This is a genomic window from Streptomyces sp. NPDC023527, from assembly GCF_055560115.1.
The window spans coordinates 137,177-155,030 of the sequence record NZ_JBVHJJ010000006.1 but is presented as its reverse complement, the minus strand read 5'-3'; the positions used below and the strand labels follow the sequence as shown (position 1 = coordinate 155,030).

12 protein-coding genes are annotated in these 17,854 nt (G+C 74.3%); 9 read left to right on the top strand and 3 right to left on the bottom strand.

Annotated elements, in window-relative coordinates:
* Positions 1-256: 256 nt before the first annotated feature.
* Positions 257-670 (top strand): cobalamin B12-binding domain-containing protein, encoded by a 414-nt coding sequence (locus ACZ303_RS13885; RefSeq protein ID WP_467338495.1) that lies wholly within the window; start codon positions 257-259, stop codon positions 668-670.
* A 627-nt stretch (positions 671-1,297) separates the two neighbouring features.
* On the opposite strand, the gene ACZ303_RS13880 is transcribed toward ACZ303_RS13885, so the two are convergent.
* Both ACZ303_RS13880 and ACZ303_RS13875 read right to left on the bottom strand, forming a co-directional pair.
* Positions 1,298-2,902: a DUF5691 domain-containing protein gene (locus ACZ303_RS13880; protein ID WP_467338493.1), complete on the bottom strand. Its 1,605-nt coding sequence runs from the start codon at positions 2,900-2,902 to the stop codon at positions 1,298-1,300.
* Positions 2,903-2,964: 62 nt separating this feature from the next.
* Entirely contained in the window at positions 2,965-4,347 is a 1,383-nt protein-coding gene (locus ACZ303_RS13875) for an SWIM zinc finger family protein (RefSeq protein WP_467338491.1), read from the bottom strand.
* Between the two features lie 129 nt (positions 4,348-4,476).
* Between ACZ303_RS13875 and ACZ303_RS13870 the strand changes: the two genes are divergently transcribed.
* From ACZ303_RS13870 to ACZ303_RS13845, 6 genes are all read left to right on the top strand, one after another.
* On the top strand, positions 4,477-5,577 hold the full coding sequence (locus ACZ303_RS13870; protein ID WP_467338489.1) for an ATP-binding protein: 1,101 nt from the start codon (positions 4,477-4,479) through the stop codon (positions 5,575-5,577).
* Positions 5,574-8,042, top strand: coding sequence for a DUF5682 family protein (locus ACZ303_RS13865; RefSeq protein WP_467338487.1), 2,469 nt, complete (start codon positions 5,574-5,576; stop codon positions 8,040-8,042). The genes ACZ303_RS13870 and ACZ303_RS13865 overlap by 4 nt, the downstream gene beginning before the upstream one ends.
* A complete protein-coding gene (locus ACZ303_RS13860; RefSeq protein WP_467338485.1) occupies positions 8,039-9,247 on the top strand; it encodes a VWA domain-containing protein in 1,209 nt (402 codons plus the stop codon). The genes ACZ303_RS13865 and ACZ303_RS13860 overlap by 4 nt, the downstream gene beginning before the upstream one ends.
* 261 nt (positions 9,248-9,508) lie before the next feature.
* Positions 9,509-10,687, top strand: coding sequence for an ADP-forming succinate--CoA ligase subunit beta (sucC, locus tag ACZ303_RS13855; protein WP_467339034.1), 1,179 nt, complete (start codon positions 9,509-9,511; stop codon positions 10,685-10,687).
* Between the two features lie 20 nt (positions 10,688-10,707).
* Positions 10,708-11,592, top strand: coding sequence for a succinate--CoA ligase subunit alpha (sucD, locus tag ACZ303_RS13850; RefSeq protein WP_467338483.1), 885 nt, complete (start codon positions 10,708-10,710; stop codon positions 11,590-11,592).
* 231 nt (positions 11,593-11,823) lie between these two features.
* Positions 11,824-14,385, top strand: a complete 2,562-nt coding sequence (locus ACZ303_RS13845) for a cell division protein PerM (protein ID WP_467338481.1) — start codon at positions 11,824-11,826, stop codon at positions 14,383-14,385.
* 64 nt (positions 14,386-14,449) lie between these two features.
* Here ACZ303_RS13845 and ACZ303_RS13840 read toward each other — a convergent pair whose 3' ends face one another.
* Entirely contained in the window at positions 14,450-15,181 is a 732-nt protein-coding gene (locus tag ACZ303_RS13840; RefSeq protein ID WP_467338479.1) for a hypothetical protein, read from the bottom strand.
* A gap of 378 nt (positions 15,182-15,559) precedes the next feature.
* On the opposite strand from ACZ303_RS13840, the gene purN reads away from it, so the two are divergent.
* Together purN and purH are read left to right on the top strand one after the other, a co-directional pair.
* Positions 15,560-16,186 carry a phosphoribosylglycinamide formyltransferase gene (gene purN / locus ACZ303_RS13835; protein WP_467339032.1) on the top strand — a complete coding sequence of 209 codons (627 nt, stop codon included), beginning with the start codon at positions 15,560-15,562 and terminating at the stop codon, positions 16,184-16,186.
* A gap of 26 nt (positions 16,187-16,212) precedes the next feature.
* A complete protein-coding gene (gene purH, locus ACZ303_RS13830) occupies positions 16,213-17,772 on the top strand; it encodes a bifunctional phosphoribosylaminoimidazolecarboxamide formyltransferase/IMP cyclohydrolase (protein ID WP_467339029.1) in 1,560 nt (519 codons plus the stop codon).
* Positions 17,773-17,854 lie beyond the last annotated feature (82 nt).

Genomic DNA, 17,854 nt, shown 5'->3' with positions numbered 1-17,854 from the left:
TGCGCCCGCGCCGCGGCTCCCCTCGCGTCGCCCGCCTGCCCGCCGTGCCGGTGCGTGAGGGGCCGGGCGGCCCGTGAGACACGGCAGTGCGAGGCGGTGCGTAGCGAACGTGTTGTCCCACGTGTGATTTCCCCCTCGCTCTCCACCGCGAAACGGCCGGTTGCGGGATGCTGGAGATAACGTTCGTTCACGTCCCTGGTCCTCGGGCGCGGGGAACCTCGCGGCCGGTAGCCGGCAGTCGTACATGGAGGCAGTGATGGGAGTGACCGGTCCGATCCGCGTGGTGGTGGCCAAGCCGGGTCTCGACGGCCATGACCGCGGGGCCAAGGTCATCGCACGTGCGCTGCGCGACGCCGGCATGGAGGTCATCTACACCGGCCTCCACCAGACCCCGGAGCAGATCGTGGACACCGCGATCCAGGAGGACGCCGACGCGATCGGCCTGTCCATCCTCTCCGGCGCGCACAACACCCTCTTCGCCAAGGTGATCGAACTCCTGCGGGAGCGCGACGCGGAGGACATCAAGGTCTTCGGCGGCGGCATCATCCCCGAGGCGGACATCGCTCCGCTCAAGGAACTGGGCGTGGCGGAGATCTTCACGCCGGGTGCGACGACGACGTCCATCGTGGACTGGGTCAACACGAACGTCCGCCAGCCGACGGGGGCGTGAGGAACGCCCTCGTCGGGGCCCGCTGTACGGGTTCGGCTCGGCCGCGGGTGGGCGTGCCGCGGATGGGCGTGCCGCCCGCACGGGTAGTGAGGGTGCGGCGTTGGTCGCGACCCGCGGTCGCCTTTCGGTGGCGGCACGGCACTTCGGCCGGTGACGGCTCAGCACCTCAGCAGGTGGCGGCCGGGAGCGCTCCGGCGTGGAGCCGGCACTGCGCGCACGGCGTGGAGCCGACATCGCATACGGCGTGATGCCGTCACCGCGCACGGCGTGGCGTCGGCTCCTCGGCGCCGGGTGGAAGCCCCGCCGGGAGGGCCTTCCCCTGGCGTGAGCCGGAACCGCCCCGGTGTCAGCCGGAACCGCCCCGCCGGGAGGGCCTTCCCCTGGCGTGAGCCGGAACCGCCCCGGTGTCAGCCGGAACCGCCCCGGTGTCGGCGGGACCCGTCCTGTGGCAACGCACCCCTCCCCGGCGCGAGCCGGACCGCCCCGGCGCCAGCCGGACCCGTCCTGTGACAAAGGCACGCTGCCCAGCGTGAGCCGGAACCGCCTCGGCGTGAGCCGGACCCGTCCTGCGGCAAAGCCACGCTGCCCGGCGCCAGCCGGACCCGCCCCGGCCCCAGCCCGAATCCCTCAACCTCCGAGCTCCGCTCGCATCGTGGCGCGCAGCCGAAGCGTGCTGACCAGGCGTTGGAACGCCTCCGACCAGTACGCGGTCGCGCCCGGGGACGTCGAGCCGTCCTGGGGGTCGGTCGGTATCGCGGTGAGGATTTCCAGGCGGTCGGCCTGGGTCGGGTCCAGGCAGCGTTCGGCCAGGCCCATGATGCCGCTGAAGCTCCAGGGGTAGCTGCCGGCGTCGCGGGCGATGTCGAGGGCGTCCACGATGGCCGTTCCCAGGGGTTCCGCCCACGGGACCTCGCACACGCCGAGCAGCTGGAACGCCTCCGACAGGCCGTGCGAGGAGATGAACCGCGCCACCCACTCCGCCCGTTCCCCTGCGGGCAGCGCGGACAGCAGTTTCGCCGGGTCGCGCCACGAGGAGCCTTGCGCGGTCGGCGGTTCCGTCGCCGGGCCGAGCAGCGCCCGTGACCACTCCGCGTCCCGCTGCCGGACGGCGGCCCGGCACCAGGCCGCGTGCAGGTCCGGCTGCCAGCCGTCGGCGACCGGCAGGGCCACGATCTCGGCCGCGCTCCGGCCCCCGAACCGCTCGCTCCACACAGCCGGCGGTGTCGCCTCGACCACCTGGCTCAGCCACCACGACCGCTCGCCGCGCCCGGACGGCGGCTTGGCGACGATGCCGTCGCGCTGCATCCCCTTGTCGCATTCGTGCGGCGCCTCGACGACGATCCGGGGCGTGTCGCCACCCGCCCGGTCCAGGGCGACACACGTGCGCGCCCGCTCGGCCATCCGCGCGGCGAGCGCCGAGCCCGGCAGGGCGGACAGCAGCTCGGCGGCGGTGGCGCGGACATTGCGGCTGCGGTCGGACAGGGCCCGTTCCAGGAACGTCTCGTCGTCCGGGGAGAGTTCCTCCCGCAGCGCGTCGAGGAACAGCAGGCGGTCCTCGGCCCGCTCCGTGTCCCACGTGGCGGCGAGCAGCTCCCGGCCGTCCGCCGGATCCCGGTGTCGCAGGGCGGCCAGGACGGCGACCCGCTCGGCGAACAGCCCCTCCTCCCACACCGCCCGCGCCGCCATCGCGTCCGCCGGATCCGAGGCGTGGGCGTGCGCCGCTCCGCCGGCCCGGCCGGTGCGCAGGGCGCATTTCCACTGAGGGTTCAGCCGCGCCAGCCACCGGGCCCGGGGCCCGCCGAGGGTGAGGGCCTCGGCCCGTAGATCCGTACGGGCCCGGGCGGCGTCCAGCAGGGCGGGCAGCAGCGCGGCGGGAGCGTGGTAGCCGTGCTGGTTGGCGGCGGTCAGCCACTGGGGCAGCAGTTCCGTGAGGTCGGGGGCGGAGCCCCGCCGGCCGCCGCCCGCGCCCGGCTCGGACCGGTCGGCGAGCAGCAGGGCCAGACGGCGCCGCGCGGCCGGTGGCAGTGGCGGCCGCGGGTCCTCGGGAGCGGCCTCGGGCCGCTCCCGGGCCGTGGCCGGCAGCAGCCCCGCGCGCCGCCGCACGGTGTGCAGCGCGGCGGCGTCCAGCAACGCCGTGGCGGTGTCCTGCCCCGGTCCCGGCCGGACGGGCGGCGTGCGCCGGTCCGTACCGAGCAGGGCGGTGGAAACCAGGTCGTCCCACGTGCTGTTCATGCGCTGTGCCCTTTCCTGTGGAGTGACCGAACGAGGGGCGGCGGCCCGGAACGCGAGCCCGCTCACAGGGCCACCGGCTCCGGGGCCCAGGTGGCCAGAGGGGCGAAGCCGCGATGGCCGCACTCGCCGAAGACCGTGACCGGTGCGCCGCCGGATATCGCCGCGAGTTGCCACAGGCCCGTACGGTCGCGGTACCGCGGATCGACGGGGAGCGCCGCTGCGCCCTCTCCGTCGGCCAGTTGCCAGCCGTGCCCGCTGTCCGGGTCCGGGACCGGGACGACCGGGCCGAGGACCACCGGCCACGCCTCCAACCAGGGGTCGTCGCGCAGGGCCTCGCCGTACGCCCCCAGGGCCGCCTCGACACCCACGCCCTGCGGAGGCCCGGAAGCGAGGGAAGGCGCCGCATGGCGGGAGCCCAGGACGGCGCGCAGCGGCCGAGCCGAGGGGTGATACGCCAGGTCGGCGTCCAGGGCGAGCCCCACCGGCAACGACAACTCCGGCGCCCGCCCCGCCGCCCCGTACGACAGAAGCAGCGCCATGCGGCCCGTGTCCCGGCCGTGGAGCCAGATCCGGCGGGTCGTCAAACGGCCGTCGTCGCTGTCCCGCTGGGCCAGGACCAGCCAGTGGTCACGGACCGGCGGCACGGACGCCAGCAGGCTCGCCGCGTCGGCGGTGACGCCGACCCGCGACCGCACCGTCGCGGCCAGCGGCTCCGGCAGGCCGTCCAGGCGCAGAAACCCCTGATTGAGGGTGTGCAGCAGGGCGCACTCCTCCAGCAGTCGCGACGCCCAGTCCGCCCCGGATCCGGCCACGGACCCCAACTCCCGTACACGCGAGGCCAAGCCGGGGGCCTGGGCGTCGACCATGCGGGCCGCCGTCTCCTCCCACTGCCCGTACGCGGACGCCTCCGCCGAGGCGAGGCCGCCGCGCAGCAGATCCGCCAGCCGCCGCTCCAACTCCGAGGCGCCGGAGGCCATCCGCCCGGCACGGCGCTCCGCGCGGCGGCGCGCGGCATCCGTGTCCACCGGTGCCGGGGCGTCGCCCGTGGCCGGCCCGGACGCGGTCCGCTCGGCGCGCTGCCGCCGCCGGTCCAGCCACTCCCGGGCCCAGTCGGGCGGTGGGGCGTCCGAGAGCGGCACGGCCTCCTCGCCCGCCGACCACAGCAGCAACAGCCCCAGTGCGTGCTTGCACGGGAACTTCCGGCTCGGGCAGGAGCAGTGGAATCCCGGCCCCTCACCCCCCGACAGGTCGACGACCGTGCGGTACGGCCTGCTGCCGCTGCCCGCGCATTCCCCCCATACCGCGCCCGCGCCCCCGTCCGCGGACGCGCCCGCGCCCGACCACGGCCCAGGCCCCGCGAGCTTGGCGCCCGCCTTGCGTGACGAGACGTCAGGCGCCAGTGCCAGCACCTGTTCCGCCGTCCGGCGTTCCCCCTGCTGATTCATGTCACGAAACGCTAGAGCCACCCACTGACAATCGCCCTGACCTGCGGCTTTCCTACGCCGAGGGTCGATTGTCAGTGGTGTGGTGCAGGGTGGTTCACGTATCCCGGAACCGCACGACGAGGGGGACTTGTGACCGTGCCCGGAATTGAGACCGAAGCCCTGCGACCGCATGCGGAGGACGCCTTCGCCGAGGAGCTGAAGGCCCTCGCGGCGGCCGACGACCGGCCCCGGCCCGAGCGTTGGCGGCTGTCGCCGTGGGCCGTCGCCACGTATCTGCTCGGCGGCACGCTGCCCGACGGCACCGTGATCACGCCCAAGTACGTGGGCCCGCGCCGCACGGTCGAGGTGGCCGTCACCACGCTCGCCACCGACCGGGCGCTGCTGCTGCTCGGCGTGCCCGGCACCGCCAAGACCTGGGTGTCCGAGCACCTGGCGGCCGCCGTCAGCGGCGACTCGACCCTGCTCGTCCAGGGCACCGCCGGCACGCCGGAGGAGGCCATCCGCTACGGCTGGAACTACGCCCGCCTCCTCGCCCACGGCCCCAGCCGCGAGGCGCTCGTGCCCAGCCCCGTCATGCGGGCCATGGCCGAGGGCATGACCGCCCGGGTCGAGGAGCTGACCCGCATCCCCGCCGATGTGCAGGACACGCTGATCACCGTGCTGTCCGAGAAGACCCTGCCCATCCCCGAGCTGGGGGAGGAGGTGCAGGCCGTGCGCGGCTTCAACCTGATCGCCACGGCCAACGACCGGGACCGCGGGGTCAACGAGCTCTCCAGCGCCCTGCGCCGACGCTTCAACACCGTCGTGCTGCCCCTGCCCGCCACGGCCGAGGCCGAGGTCGACATCGTCTCCCGCCGCGTCGACCAGCTCGGCCGCTCGCTCGACCTGCCCGCCACGCCCGACGGCATCGACGAGATCCGGCGCGTCGTCACCGTCTTCCGCGAGCTGCGCGACGGTGTCACCACCGACGGCCGTACGAAGCTCAAGTCCCCCTCGGGCACGCTCTCCACGGCCGAGGCGATCTCCGTCGTCACGGGCGGCCTGGCGCTCGCCGCGCACTTCGGCGACGGCGTGCTGCGCGCCGGGGACGTGGCCGCCGGGATCCTGGGCGCCGTCGTCCGCGACCCGGCCGCGGACCGCCTCGTCTGGCAGGAGTATCTGGAAGCGGTCGTCCGCGAGCGCGACGGCTGGAAGGACTTCTACCGCGCGTGCCGAGAGGTCTCCGCATGAGCGGGCCCGCCGCCCCGGCGCTGCTGGGGGTCCGCCACCACGGCCCCGGCTCCGCGCGGGCCGTGCGGGCGGCGCTCGACCAGTGCCGGCCCGGCGCCGTGCTGATCGAGGGCCCGCCCGAGGCCGACGCCCTCGTCCACCTCGCCGCCGAGGAGGGCATGCGCCCGCCCGTGGCCCTGCTCGCCCATGTGACGGACGATCCGGGGCGCGCCGCGTTCTGGCCGTTCGCCGAGTTCTCCCCGGAGTGGGCGGCCATGCGGTGGGCGCTGGCCCACGGCGTGCCGACGCGCTTCATCGACCTGCCCGCCGCGCACACGCTCGCGCTGCGGGGCGAGGACCAACTCCCCGGCCCCGAGGGCGAGAAGGGCCCGGAAGTCGACGAGCGCGACGAGGCCGGCGCCCGCCCGGCGCCGAGCGCCGATCCGCTGGCCGCGCTCGCCGAAGCCGCGGGGTATGACGACCCCGAGCTGTGGTGGGAGGACGCCGTCGAGCACCGCCGGGGCGGCGGTCCCGCCGCGGCGGACGCGCTCGCGCCCTTCCAGGCCCTCGCCGAGGCCATGGGGGAGCTGCGGTCGCGTCACGGCGACGGCGCCCACGGCGCCCGCGACGCCGTGCGGGAGGCGCACATGCGGCTCAAACTGCGCGAGGCCCGGCGCGAGTTCGGCGACTCGATCGCCGTCGTCTGCGGCGCCTGGCACGTGCCGGCCCTCGCCGAGAAGCGGACCGTCGCCTCCGACCGGCAGGCCCTCAAGGGACTGCCCAAGGTCAAGACCGAGATCAGCTGGGTGCCCTGGACCCACCGGCGCCTCGCACGCCACAGCGGTTACGGCGCCGGCATCGCCTCACCCGGTTGGTACGGCCACCTCTTCCAGGCCCCCGACCGCCCCGTCGCACGCTGGATGACCAAGGTCGCGCGGCTGCTGCGCGAGGAGGACTTCCCCGTCTCCTCCGCCCACGTCATCGAGGCCGTACGGCTCGCCGACACCCTCGCCGCCATGCGCGGCCGCCCGCTCGCCGGGCTCACCGAGACCACCGACGCGGTACGGGCGGTGATGTGCGACGGTTCCGACGTGCCGCTCGCCCTCGTCCAGGAGCGGCTGGTCATCGGCGAGGTCCTGGGCGAAGTACCCGACTCGGCCCCGGCCACGCCCCTGCAGCGCGATCTCGCCCGCCTCCAGCGTTCGCTGCGACTCAAGCCCGAGGCGCTGGACCGCGACGTCGAACTCGACCTCCGCAAGGACACCGACGCCGCCCGCAGCCTGCTGCTGCACCGGCTGCGGCTCCTCGACATCGGCTGGGGCGAGCCGGCCCGCTCCCGCGGCGGGCTGGGCACCTTCCGCGAGACCTGGCGGCTGCGCTGGGAGCCCGAGCTGTCCGTGCGGGTCGCCGAGGCGGGCGTGTGGGGCACGACCGTGGAAGGCGCGGCGACCGCCAAGGCCGAGTCCGAGGCCGTCGGCTCGACGGCGCTCGCCGATGTCACGGCGCTCGCCGAACGGTGCCTGCTCGCCGGGCTGGCCGGCGCCCTCCCCACCGTGATGCGCGTCCTGGCCGACCGCGCCGCGCTCGACACGGACGTCGCCCACCTCGCCAAGGCCCTGCCCGCCCTGGTCCGCTCGGTCCGGTACGGAGACGTGCGCCGCACGGACGCCACCGCGCTCGGAGGGGTGGCCGCGGGCCTCGCCGAACGCGTCTTCGTCGGCCTCCCCGCCGCCTGCGCGGGCCTCGACACGGACGCGGCGGCGGACATGCGCGGCCACATCGACGCGGTGCACCACGCCGTGAGCCTGCTGGCGGAGACGGCACGCCCGGAGAGCGGCCCAACGGAGGGCGGCGCATCGGCCCGGGAGGCCGGCCCCGGGATCCGCGACCGCTGGGCCGGGGTCCTGCGGGTCCTCGCCGCGCGGGACGGTCTCCCCGGCGGGATACGCGGCAGAGCCGCGCGGCTGCTGCTCGACGACGGGCGGCTGTCCGAGGAAGAGGCCGCCCGGCTCATGGGGCTCGCCCTCTCCTCCGGTACGGAGCCGGCCGAGGCGGCCGCCTGGATCGAGGGGTTCCTCGGCAGCGGTGGCGCCGGCGGCATGCTGCTCGTCCACGACGAACGCCTGCTCGCCCTCGTCGACACCTGGCTCACCGGCGTACCGCCCGACGCCTTCACGGCCGTACTGCCCCTCCTGCGCCGCACCTTCTCCGCCTACGAGGCGAGCGTGCGCCGCACGCTGGGCGAGCTCGTCCGCAGAGGCGGTCCGGGCGCGGCACCGGCCCCCGCCGGGCACCGCTCGCACGGGTTCGGCCCGGGGCTCGATGCCGCGCGAGCGGACGCCGCACTCCCCACGATGCGGATGCTGCTGGGCATGGCGACGGAGGCGGAAGCGGAGACGGAGCTCGAAGCCCGGCCGACGGGATCAAGGGAGGGCCGGCCCACCGCGATGGTCGGCACGATGGCGACGGGGAAGGCGGAGAGATGACCACGACCAGTACCCCCACGGTGAGCGGTACGCCCACCCCGACCGGCGCACCGGTCACCCGATCGGCCCCGGAGGAGCGCCTCCGGCGCTGGCGGCTCGTGCTCGGTGCCGACGGCGGCGCCGACGGGACCGCGTGCGGGCTCGGTGGGGCCGACGCCGCCATGGACCGGACCCTGGAGGCGCTCTACGGCTCCGGAAGCGGCGCCGCCACAGCGCGGCGGGAAGCCGGTCTCGGGCAGTCCGCGCCGCGCGTCGCCCGCTGGCTGGGCGACATCCGTACGTACTTCCCCACGTCCGTCGTGCAGGTGATGCAGCGCGACGCGATCGACCGGCTCGGCCTCTCCGCGCTGCTGCTGGAGCCGGAGATGCTCGAAGCCGTCGAGGCGGACGTCCACCTCGTCGGCACCCTCCTCTCGCTCAACAAGGCGATGCCCGAGACCACCAAGGAGACCGCCCGGGCCGTCGTCCGCAAGGTCGTGCGGGACCTGGAGGCCCGCCTGACCCACCGCACCCGCGCCACCCTCAACGGCGCCCTGGACCGCTCCGCCCGCGTCAGCCGGCCCCGCCACCGCGACATCGACTGGGACCGCACCATCCGGGCGAACCTCAAGAACTACCTGCCGGAGCACCGCACGGTCGTGCCCGAGCGCCTCGTCGGCCACGGCCGCGCGGCGCGGTCCGTGAGGAAGGAGGTGATCCTCTGCATCGACCAGTCCGGTTCCATGGCGGCCTCCGTCGTCTACGCCTCGGTCTTCGGCGCGGTGCTCGCCTCGATGCGCTCGCTCGACACCCGGCTCGTCGTCTTCGACACCGCCGTCGTGGACCTCACCGACCAGCTGGCCGACCCGGCCGACGTGCTGTTCGGCACCCAGCTCGGCGGCGGTACGGACATCAACCGCGCGCTCGCCCACTGCCAGTCCCGGATCACCCGGCCGACGGAAACCGTCGTAGTCCTCATCAGTGATCTTTACGAGGGCGGTATCCGCCAGGAAATGCTCAGACGGGTGGCGGCGATGAAGGCGTCAGGGGTTCAGTTCGTGACGCTTCTCGCACTCTCCGACGAGGGGGCCCCCGCCTACGACCGCGATCACGCGGCCGCGCTGGCCGCCCTCGGCGCGCCCGCGTTCGCCTGCACGCCCGACCTTTTCCCGGACGTGATGGCCGCCGCCCTGGAGAAGCGGCCGCTGCCCATACCCGAGCCCTGAGCCGTAGGCGGAAGGCGCCGGGACGGTCGCCGGCGGTCGCCGCCGGTTGCCGGTCACCGCCCGATCTGTGAGCGTAATCACGGCCAGAGTGTGACCTGCGATTTAGGGACCTCCGGCCCACGGGGATAACCTGCGAGACGGACATGCCGCGTCAACGGTGAACGTGTGCCGCCCTCGTAAAAGATCGCGTCGTCACGCTGGCCTGCGGCACGCCCGCGCAGACACTGAACCGCGATATCCATGGAAAAGGGACGGACGCGCGTGGACCTGTTCGAGTACCAGGCGAGGGACCTCTTCGCCAAGCACGGTGTACCGGTGCTGGCCGGTGAAGTCATTGACACGCCTGAGGCGGCGCGCAAGGCCACTGAGCGGCTGGGCGGCAAGTCGGTCGTCAAGGCGCAGGTGAAGGTCGGCGGCCGCGGCAAGGCCGGCGGCGTGAAGCTGGCCGCCACCCCGGACGAGGCCGTCGCCCGCGCGACGGACATCCTCGGCATGGACATCAAGGGCCACACGGTCCACAAGGTGATGATCGCCGAGACCGCTCCCGAGATCCTCGAGGAGTACTACGTCTCGTACCTCCTCGACCGCACCAACCGCACCTTCCTGGCCATGGCCTCGGTGCAGGGCGGCATGGACATCGAGGAGGTCGCGGAGAAGACCCCCGAGGCCCTCGCGAAGGTCCCGGTCGACTCCAACACCGGCGTGACCATCGAGAAGGCCCGCGAGATCGTCGCCCAGGCGAAGTTCCCGGCCGAGGTCGCCGAGAAGGTCGCCGAGGTCATGGTGACCCTGTGGAAGACCTTCGTCGCCGAGGACGCGCTCCTCGTCGAGGTCAACCCGCTCGCCAAGGTCGCCGGCGGCGACATCCTGGCCCTCGACGGCAAGGTCTCCCTCGACGAGAACGCCGACTTCCGCCAGCCGGAGCACGAGGCGCTCGAGGACAAGGCCGCGGCCAACCCGCTGGAGGCCGCCGCCAAGGCCAAGGGCCTCAACTACGTCAAGCTCGACGGCGAGGTCGGCATCATCGGCAACGGCGCGGGTCTCGTCATGAGCACCCTGGACGTCGTCGCGTACGCCGGTGAGCAGCACGGCAACGTCAAGCCGGCCAACTTCCTCGACATCGGCGGCGGCGCTTCCGCCGAGGTCATGGCCAACGGTCTTGAGATCATCCTCGGCGACCCGGACGTCAAGTCCGTCTTCGTCAACGTCTTCGGTGGCATCACCGCGTGCGACGAGGTCGCCAACGGCATCGTCCAGGCCCTGGAGCTGCTGAAGACCAAGGGCGAGGCCGTCACCAAGCCGCTGGTCGTGCGCCTCGACGGCAACAACGCGGAGCTGGGTCGCAAGATCCTGTCCGACGCCAACCACCCGCTCGTGCAGCGCGTGGACACCATGGACGGCGCGGCCGACAAGGCCGCCGAGCTGGCTGCGGCTAAGTAAAGGACGAGGACTCCACAACCATGGCTATCTTCCTCACCAAGGACAGCAAGGTCATCGTCCAGGGGATGACCGGCGCCACGGGCATGAAGCACACCAAGCTCATGCTGGCCGACGGCACCAACATCGTCGGTGGCGTGAACCCCCGCAAGGCCGGTACGTCCGTCGACTTCGACGGCACCCAGGTCCCGGTCTTCGGCTCCGTCAAGGAAGCGATGGAGAAGACGGGCGCCGACGTGTCCGTGCTCTTCGTGCCGCCGGCGTTCGCCAAGGCCGCCGTCGTCGAGGCGATCGACGCCGAGATCCCGCTGGCCGTCGTGATCACCGAGGGCATCGCCGTCCACGACTCCGCCGCCTTCTGGGCGTACGCGGGCTCGAAGGGCAACAAGACCCGGATCATCGGCCCGAACTGCCCCGGTCTCATCACCCCGGGCCAGTCCAACGCCGGCATCATCCCGGGCGACATCACCAAGCCCGGCCGCATCGGTCTCGTGTCCAAGTCCGGCACGCTGACCTACCAGATGATGTACGAGCTCCGTGACATCGGCTTCTCCTCGGCCGTGGGCATCGGTGGCGACCCGGTCATCGGCACCACGCACATCGACGCGCTCGCCGCGTTCGAGGCCGACCCCGACACCGACCTGATCGTCATGATCGGCGAGATCGGTGGCGACGCCGAGGAGCGTGCCGCGGACTACATCAAGGCCAACGTCACCAAGCCGGTCGTCGGCTACGTGGCCGGTTTCACCGCGCCCGAGGGCAAGACGATGGGCCACGCCGGCGCGATCGTGTCCGGTTCGTCCGGCACCGCGCAGGCGAAGAAGGAGGCCCTCGAGGCCGCCGGTGTGAAGGTCGGCAAGACGCCGTCCGAGACGGCCCGCCTCGCGCGCGCCGCGCTCAGCGCCTGAGTCGCCGCCTGAGCAACCGCCCGACCGCGGCCCGATCCGCCGTACGGTCGTGCGGACGTGGGCCCGCACCCCTTGCGAGGGGTGCGGGCCCACGCTCGTTTTTCCGCCCGGAAGGTCCGCTCGAGCCCGTCATGCACCTTCACTCAAAAGGGTCATAACCGCCTCTGAGGCGACACGACGGCCATTTGCTCGTTACCCGTACGAAAGCCCTGTTGTTGGCAGCATGGCCCCGTGACCCTGGATGCCGAGCACAGCCTGCCGTCGTCCGCGCACGGCCGGCCCGCCGTGAGCGGGCCGCCCATGGCGGGCACGGTGTTCTTCGGCGGGATGCTCGCCGCGGGCCTCGGTCTCGGCGCGCTCGCCGTCGGCGTACTGCTGTTGTGGATCACCTCGCCCTACCCCGACGGCGGACCCACCGGAGCCCTGCGCATCGCCGCCGATCTGTGGCTCCTCGCGCAGGGCGCCGAGCTCGTACGGACCGAGACCCTCTCCGGCACGCCCGCGCCGGTCGGCCTCACCCCGCTGCTGATCAGCGTCCTGCCCTGCTGGCTGCTCTACCGCGCCGCACGGCACGCGCTGGAGCGGGTGGAAGAGCTTCCGGCCGATGAGACGCCGACGGTCGACCTGCTGGAGGAGTACTTCGAGCGCCCCCAGGACGCGGAGGCCGCGGCGGACGCGGAGCCGGACGACCCGGGGGCGGAGACCGATCCACCGGAGCCCGACGCCCCCGCCCTGCCGCCGCGCACCGCGGCCCTCGCCCTCCTCGGCGGCTATCTGCTCGTCGCCACGGGCGCCGTGCTCTACGCCTCCTCCGGCCCCGTGCGCGTCTCACCCCTGAGCGCCCTGCTGCACGTGCCGCTGGTCGCCGGCGCGTCCGTCGCCCTCGGGGTGTGGACGGCGGCGGGCCGGCCCAGCCTGCCGACGCCCGAGTTCGCCCGGCGGGCGCTGGAGCGGGTTCCCGCCGTCGTACGGTCCTGGTTCACGCGCCCCCGGCTGCTGGCCGCGACGCGCGTCGGCCTCGCGGGCACCGGCGCCCTGCTCGCCGCCGGCGCGGTGCTGCTCGGCGTCTCGCTGGCCATGCACGCCGGCGCGGCGGACGAGTCCCTGCGCCAGATGACGCTGGCCTGGTCGGGCCGGCTCGCGGTGGTCCTGCTGTGCGTGGCGCTGCTGCCGAACGCGATCGTGTGGGCGGCGGCGTACGGGCTCGGGCCCGGCTTCGCGGTCGGCGCGGGCAGCGTCGTCGCCCCTTTGGGCGCGTCCGGCTACCCGGAGCTGCCGCGCTTCCCGCTGCTCGACGTGGTGCCCGTGGCGGGCGAGCCGGGCCCGCTGATGTGGGTGGCGGCGGGTGCGGTGCCGGTCGCGGCCGGGGTCGCGGTCGCCTACGCCGCCGTGCCGAGCGGCCCGGAGGCGGCGGGCGGCGCCTCGGTCACCGGAATCGTCCGGAACGCGCTCCTCGGCTCCGTCTTCTGCGCCGGGGCGATCACGTTCCTGGCGTACGTGGCCTCCGGCGCCGTCGGCAGCGCGACGCTCGCCGCGTTCGGCCCCTCCGGGCGGTACGTGGGGGTGGCCGCCCTCGCCTGGACGACGGCCATCGGCGTGCCCGGCGCGCTCGCGCTGCGCCGACTCCGTACGCGAGCCGCCCGCGCAGCCCTGAAGGCTGCGCGGAGGGCTGCGCGGAACGAGCCGGTCGCCGAGGCGGCGCCGACGCCGGTGTCGGCACCGGCGCCCGACGGCGACGCGGTACCGGCCTGGTGCCGGGGGCCGGTGGCGGTCCTGGGCCTCGCCCCCCTGCCGTTCACCGAAGGGCAGCCGGAGGCCGCCGCCCCCGCCGCCAAGAAGCGCGCCCGGTGGTGGACCGGCGGCCCGGCCCTGCGCGCCCTCGCGGTCTGGCTGGGCTTCGCGGCGGGTACGGACGTGAGCACGGGCTCGGACACGGTCGGGACCACGGACGGGACCACTGACGCGGACGCGGAGATGGACACGGGCACAGCCGCGAGCGCGGTTCCGGACGTAAGCGAAGACGCGGACGCGTACACAGACACCGACCCGGACGCCAGTGTGAGTACGGGCACCGGCGCGGACACGGCCGAGGACCCGCCCCCCGCGGCCACCGCCGCCGAGCCGCCCGCGTCCACCGAGCTCGCGGTCCGCCCCGCCGTCGCCGACACGGCCGAGGCGCGGGTCGCTTCGGCCGGGCGGCCGGCGCCGAAGGACGCGGAGGCCGAAGGGCGGGTGGAGGACGTACGCGGTGAGCCGGTGGAGGACGTACGCGGCGAGCCCGTGGCCGCCCGTACGGAGGACGAGGAATCCGCCGTCGCCGGCGATTCCCCATCGGTGGAGGAGCTGCCCGTCCGGCCCTCGCCCGAGACGGCCCCCCGGTACCGGCCCGCGGTCTTCGACCCCGCGCCCTCGGCGGGCGACGCCCCCTTGCCGGAACCCGGTCAGTCCCGGGGGCGCCGGGCGCGCGCGTGGTGGCGGGACCGGACCTGCGATCCCGCGCCCGCCGCGAGCCCGCAGGCCGCCAAGCGGCCGCGCGGCCGGTCGTGGTGGCGGGGCGGCGCCCCGAAGGGACGGCACGCGGCGACGGCGCGAATGGGCTCCGCTTCCGTACGAGGCCGGGGCACCGCCCCCGTCGAGGGCACCGTCGTCGGCCTCGACCCCGCCCCCTTCGACGGCGCGGCCTGGCACGACACCCGCGCCCGCCAGGTGCGCTGGGCCGCCCTGAAGGACTCCGGCGGCGGGCTCGTACCGGACTTCGAGCCGAGCGACCTGATGGGCCCCAGGGAAAACTGACCCCGGCGGACCGTCCGAGGGCCCCGCTGCCCGTCAGCCGCGCAGCCGCCGCCCCCGGAAGACCTCAGTCCCGCGTCCCCAGCAGCGGTCGGAGCTGCTTCGGGAGGTGCTTCTCGCATGCCTGCTGCGAGGTCTGGGTGAGGGCGTCGTCGACGCAGGTGTAGTAGTCGCGGTAGACGATCTGGAAGACGAACGTCGCCGCGACGATGGCCAGTGCCAGGCCGCCCGTGACCAGGCCGCTGACCGCCGCCGTCGTCTGCGGCCGGACCGCACCCGGGGCGGGGGCCGGTGGGGCCGGGACGTCCGGGTCCTGGCGTGGCGGCTGGGTCTTGGCGCGCAGGGAGCTGATGCCCCAATAGAGGGACAGGGCGCCGAGCAGCAGGGCGATCTGCGGAATGCTGAAGATGGCGAAGAAGAAGCCCCACATGCCCGCGAGCAGGGCGTAGCGGGCGCGGCGCTGCGCGGGGTCCGTGGGGTCCCAGCGCAGCCCGCCGCCGCCCTGGCCGCCCGCGGGCTGCCGGGGGCCGCCGGGGCCGCCGCCGAAGTCGCCGTCGTGCCGGCCGGGCTGCCGGCTGCTCCACTGGCTGCCCCAGGCGGGGGGCCGCTCGCCGTCCCCGGCGCCGTCCCCGGAGCCGTCGCCTTCCGTGTCGTCCCCGCCGGGGTTCCCGTGCGCCTCCCGGCTCCCGGGCCGCTCGCGCGGCTGCCAGGGCTGGTCGGGGCGGCCCTCCGGCGGTGGGGCGAAGGGGTTGTCCCGCTGCTCGTCCGGGGACGGCGGGGACGGGCGCTCGTGCGACATGCGGGCGATCCCCATCACTGCCCTCCGGTGGACTCGGCGGGCAACGGGAGGCGATGAGCCGCGTGGCGGCGTCGGTCCGGCATGTGGAGTGTGTCTTCCCCTTGTGTCGTCGTCCTGCACGTCACCCACGCGGCGTGCGCGCCATGACGTACTGCACACCGAACGTATGGCGTCGCGCTCGGATTCCATGCGCTCGGCCCGCGCTTTCCGTGCGCTGCTTCAAGACGCTACCTTCCGCGGCCGCCCCCGTCCCGTGGGGGCCGTTCGGTGTGCCGGTATCGTTGCTGCCGGTCGGCGGCTTCGTAGAGTCCCCCGTATCCGGGGAGCCCTCCGTCTCGTACGACCATACAAACCGCATCACCCGCGAGAAAGGGCCCCATCGTGGCCTCCCCGCCCCCCGCCCGCCTCGTCGTGCTGGTCTCCGGCTCGGGCACCAACCTCCAGGCCCTGCTCGACGCGATCGCCGCCGACCCGGCCGGCTACGGCGCCGAGATCGTGGCCGTGGGCGCCGACCGGGACGGCATCGCCGGGCTGGAGCGCGCCGAGCGCGCCGGGCTGCCCACGTTCGTCCGCCGGGTGAAGGACTTCGACGGCCGGGACGCCTGGGACGCGGCGCTGACCGAGGCGACGGCCGCGTACGAGCCCGACCTCGTCGTCTCCGCCGGCTTCATGAAGATCCTCGGCAAGGCGTTCCTGGCCCGCTTCGGCGGGCGGGTGGTCAATACGCACCCCGCCCTGCTGCCCAGTTTTCCCGGCGCCCACGGTGTCCGCGACGCGCTCGCGTACGGCGCGAAGGTGACCGGGTGCACCGTCCACTTCGTCGACGACGGCGTCGACACCGGGCCGATCATCGCGCAGGGCGTGGTCGAGGTCCGGGACGAGGACGACGAATCCGCGCTGCATGAGCGGATCAAGGAAGTCGAGCGAGAGCTGCTCGTCGATGTCGTGGGGCGTCTGGCCCGTAACGGCTACCGCATAGAGGGACGAAAGGTAAGAATCCCGTGAGCGTCGAAGCTACGACCGCCGAAGGTATGACCGCCGAAGGGGTGAAGCGGCCCATCCGGCGCGCGCTGGTCAGCGTCTACGACAAGACGGGGCTGGAGGAGCTGGCCCGCGGTCTGCACGCGGCGGGCGTCCAGCTCGTCTCGACCGGCTCGACGGCCGGCCGGATCGCCGCCGCCGGCGTCCCGGTCACCAAGGTCGAGGAGCTGACGGGCTTCCCCGAGTGCCTGGACGGGCGGGTGAAGACGCTGCACCCGCGCGTGCACGCCGGCATCCTCGCCGACCTGCGCCTGGACTCCCACCGCGAGCAGCTCGCCGAGCTCGGCGTGGAGCCGTTCGACCTGGTGATCGTGAACCTCTACCCGTTCGGTGAGACCGTCGCCTCCGGCGCCTCGCCCGACGAGTGCGTCGAGCAGATCGACATCGGCGGCCCGTCGATGGTCCGCGCCGCCGCCAAGAACCACCCGTCGGTCGCCGTGATCGTCAACCCCGGCCGCTACGACGACGTGCTGAAGGCCGTCGCCGACGGCGGTTTCGACCTCGCCGCCCGCAAGCGGCTGGCCGCCGAGGCGTTCCGGCACACGGCCGCGTACGACGTGGCGGTGGCCAACTGGTTCGCCGGTGACTACGCGGGCGACGGCGCCGACTTCCCCGACTTCATGGGCGTCACGTACGAGCGCAAGAACGTGCTGCGCTACGGCGAGAACCCGCACCAGGGTGCCGCCCTCTACACCGGCGGCTGCGGCGGCCTCGCCGAGGCCGAGCAGCTGCACGGCAAGGAGATGTCCTACAACAACTACACGGACACCGAGGCCGCGCGCCGGGCCGCCTACGACCACGCCGAGCCGTGCGTCGCGATCATCAAGCACGCCAACCCGTGCGGCATCGCGGTCGGCGCGGACGTCGCCGAGGCGCACCGCAAGGCCCACGCCTGCGACCCGCTGTCGGCCTTCGGCGGCGTCATCGCCGTCAACCGGCCGGTGTCCGCCGCGCTGGCCGAGCAGGTCGCGGAGATCTTCACCGAGGTCATCATCGCCCCGGACTACGAGGACGGCGCGGTCGAGATCCTGGCCCGCAAGAAGAACATCCGCGTGCTGCGCTGCCCCGAGGCCCCGCAGCCGCCGGCCGAGTTCCGGCCGATCGACGGCGGTGGCCTGGCGCAGGTCAAGGACGTCCTCCAGGCGGAGGGCGACGACCCGGCCAACTGGACGCTCGCCACCGGCGAGGCGCTGTCCGCCGACGAGCTGGCCGAGCTGGCCTTCGCGTGGCGCGCCTGCCGCGCGGTGAAGTCCAACGCGATCCTGCTGGCCAAGGGCGGCGCGACCGTCGGCGTCGGCATGGGTCAGGTCAACCGCGTCGACTCCGCGAAGCTGGCCGTCCAGCGCGCCGGCGAGGAGCGGGCCCAGGGCTCGTACGCCGCCTCGGACGCCTTCTTCCCCTTCCCGGACGGGCTGGAGGTGCTGACCGCCGCCGGCATCAAGGCCGTGGCGCAGCCGGGTGGTTCGGTCCGTGACGAGCAGGTCGTGGAGGCCGCGAAGGCGGCGGGCGTGACCATGTACTTCACGGGGACGCGGCACTTCTTCCACTGAGCCGCGGCCGCCGGACGACACGACACGCGGCCGCCGAACGACGAAAGCCGCGCCCCGGGATCGGGGCGCGGCCTCTCGTCGT

Coding starts and splice junctions, on each gene's coding strand:
- ACZ303_RS13885 (WP_467338495.1), top strand. CDS start 257: ATGGGAGTGACCGGTCCGATCCGCGTGGTGGTGGCCAAGCCGGGTCTC.
- ACZ303_RS13880 (WP_467338493.1), bottom strand. CDS start 2,902: ATGAACAGCACGTGGGACGACCTGGTTTCCACCGCCCTGCTCGGTACG.
- ACZ303_RS13875 (WP_467338491.1), bottom strand. CDS start 4,347: ATGAATCAGCAGGGGGAACGCCGGACGGCGGAACAGGTGCTGGCACTG.
- ACZ303_RS13865 (WP_467338487.1), top strand. CDS start 5,574: ATGAGCGGGCCCGCCGCCCCGGCGCTGCTGGGGGTCCGCCACCACGGC.
- ACZ303_RS13860 (WP_467338485.1), top strand. CDS start 8,039: ATGACCACGACCAGTACCCCCACGGTGAGCGGTACGCCCACCCCGACC.
- sucD (WP_467338483.1), top strand. CDS start 10,708: ATGGCTATCTTCCTCACCAAGGACAGCAAGGTCATCGTCCAGGGGATG.
- ACZ303_RS13840 (WP_467338479.1), bottom strand. CDS start 15,181: ATGTCGCACGAGCGCCCGTCCCCGCCGTCCCCGGACGAGCAGCGGGAC.
- purH (WP_467339029.1), top strand. CDS start 16,213: ATGACCGCCGAAGGGGTGAAGCGGCCCATCCGGCGCGCGCTGGTCAGC.